General features: G+C 59.2%; 2 protein-coding genes and 1 tRNA gene. 1 reads left to right on the top strand and 2 read right to left on the bottom strand.

The window, feature by feature from the left end; genetic code table 11:
- Positions 1–201 precede the first annotated feature (201 nt).
- Positions 202–274, bottom strand: a tRNA-Arg gene (locus NW860_RS03930).
- 141 nt (positions 275–415) lie between these two features.
- On the opposite strand from NW860_RS03930, the gene NW860_RS03925 reads away from it, so the two are divergent.
- A complete protein-coding gene (locus NW860_RS03925) occupies positions 416–859 on the top strand; it encodes a hypothetical protein (protein ID WP_414512516.1) in 444 nt (147 codons plus the stop codon).
- A gap of 40 nt (positions 860–899) precedes the next feature.
- Here the strand turns inward: NW860_RS03925 and rpsT are convergent, their stop codons facing one another.
- The gene (rpsT, locus tag NW860_RS03920) at positions 900–1,205 is read right to left on the bottom strand and encodes a 30S ribosomal protein S20 (protein WP_414512514.1); all 306 of its coding nucleotides are present in this window, start codon (positions 1,203–1,205) and stop codon (positions 900–902) included.
- Positions 1,206–1,244: the final 39 nt, after the last annotated feature.

Here is a 1,244-nt window from a genome sequence, read left to right as displayed (position 1 = left end):
CCAGAGCCAGGTTCTTCCCTGGAGGCGGCTTAACGCTCTTCCCAGCCTTGGAGGGTAGGGGTTCTTCCTCTTGGCAAGCTACAGGGAGTGCATAGGGGTGCCCTAGGCAGAGGCCACTGCCCCTGGGAGGCACCGTTGCTCCAGCCCTCGTTCTTCAAATACGGCTAGAGGCCAGCTCCAGCTTGTGGGGAATTTGCCCAGCGCCTTGCGCAGGACTCGAACCTGCAACCATCGACTTAGAAGGTCGGTGCTCTATCCATTGAGCTAGCAAGGCAGAATCCAGAGCCATTATAGCCTTGGGAAGCTTGCCTACCGGAAGGTCGGTTGCCCCAAGGGTCGTCAGAGAACCTTTAGCCCTATGATGACAAAGGCTTGCTTTCAACAGGTGCCTTCTACGCCTACAGGAGGGATCCCTATGCCACTGCCCCCTGATCCTAGCTTCGTTGAGGAGAAGAAAGCCGTTCGCGTCCCTCCCGGCCTGGAATCCCTCTCGCCGGCGGCTAGACGCTTGCTGCGGCTCTACCACGGCGGCAGTTTCGTCTTTTTGGGCCTGCTGTGGCTGTTGGTCGGGATCCCTAGTCTTTGGGCGCTGCGGGCAGATCTCCTCCGCCTCTGGCAACACTTTACCTGGACGGGCCTGCGCTATGCCCTCTTTTACCGCCCTAGCTGGCCCACCTTTGGCCTGTTGCTTTGCGTCAGTTTCACCGTAGGGATCCTAGTTACCCAAAGCCGCTACGAGCTGTTTGGGCTTTACCCCTTCGAGCGCCAGATGCTGGAGCAACAGTCCCGCTGGATCCTGTCTTTGCCTGCCTGGCACCCTCTGCGGCGCTGGCTGGTGTGCACCCTGGATCCCCGCTAACAGAAGGCATCCCGGCTGGCAAGGCCTCCCAGATGCTGACCTAGGAGGGGCTAGGAGCAGCAGCTATCGAGCGTTGCACAATCCGGGACAGACGAGCCTTACGACGAGCAGCGGTGTTTTTGTGCAGAACGCCTTTTTGGGCCGCCTTGTCGATGCGGCTAAAGGCAGCGCTCATTGCCGCCTGGATCTCCTGCAGGGTTTCCGGCTGAGGGTTGGCCGCGTAGGCAGAAGAGAGAGAGATCACCTTCTTCATGAGCGCGCGCACCATGGCCTTGGTAGCCTTGTTGCGCAGTCGGTTTCGCTCGGCAATCTTGAGGCGCTTGATAGCGGATTTGGTACGTGGCATGGTTGAAAGGGAAGAACAGCGAAGATCTAGCATACCATC

The sequence above is a fragment of the Synechococcus sp. F70.1 genome (assembly GCF_047502745.1).
Classification (GTDB): Bacteria; Cyanobacteriota; Cyanobacteriia; order Thermostichales; family Thermostichaceae; genus Thermostichus.
This window is presented reverse-complemented; position numbering and strand designations above follow the sequence as displayed.